Origin of the sequence: Streptomyces inusitatus, assembly GCF_014651115.1 — a bacterium.
In the GTDB taxonomy this organism is placed as follows: Bacteria; Actinomycetota; Actinomycetes; order Streptomycetales; family Streptomycetaceae; genus Streptomyces; species Streptomyces amakusaensis.
The window spans coordinates 1-775 of sequence record NZ_BMWG01000089.1; the positions used below are offsets into that span (position 1 = coordinate 1).

At 72.4% G+C, this 775-nt stretch carries 1 protein-coding gene; it reads left to right on the forward strand.

The genetic code is table 11. The features are described 5' to 3' along the window. Positions 1-775: condensation domain-containing protein (locus IE247_RS33945; RefSeq protein ID WP_229869533.1), on the forward strand; the 775-nt coding region annotated here is incomplete at both ends.

A 775-nucleotide genomic window follows, 5' to 3' on the forward strand; every position in this document is an offset into this window, starting at 1 on the left:
CGGCGAAATCGAAACCGCCCTCACCCACCACCCCCACGTCACCACCGCCACCGTCCTCCTCCGCGAGGACTCCGGGGTGCCGCGGCTGGTGGCGTACATCACGGGTACGGCCGACCCCGTGGCGCTCCGCGCGAGCCTGGCCGGGGAGCTCCCCGACTACATGGTTCCGGCCGTGATCGTGGCGCTGGAGGAGTTGCCGACCAATGTGAACGGCAAGCTCGACCGCGCCGCACTCCCCGCACCCGAGACTTCCTCGGTCACCCTGTCGCGGGGGCCGCGCAACGCTCGTGAGGAGATCGTCGGCGGCATCCTGGCGGCGATGCTGGGGCTGGACTCCATCGGTATGGAGGACGACTTCTTCCGGCTCGGCGGGCACTCACTGCTCGCCACGCGCGCGGTGAGCCGGCTGCGTACCGCGCTGGGTGCGGCCTGCTCCGTACGGGATGTGTTCGAGGCGCGTACCGCCGCCGCTCTCGCGGCGCGCCTCGGCGGCGAGTCCGCCGTGGAGCGGCCCGCGCTGACCGCCGGTGTCAGGCCGGAGCGGCTGCCGCTCTCGTACGCCCAGCGCAGGCTGTGGCTGATCGACAGTGTGCGCGGCCCGGGCACGGCGTACAACGTGCCGTTCGCGGTACGGCTGCGCGGCGCGCTCGACGTACCCGCGCTGGAGGCCGCCGTACACGATGTGATCACCCGTCATGAGGTGCTGCGCACTCTCTTCGCCGAGCACGAGGGCGAGCCCTACCAGCGCGTTCTGCGCCCGGAGGAGGCACGGGTC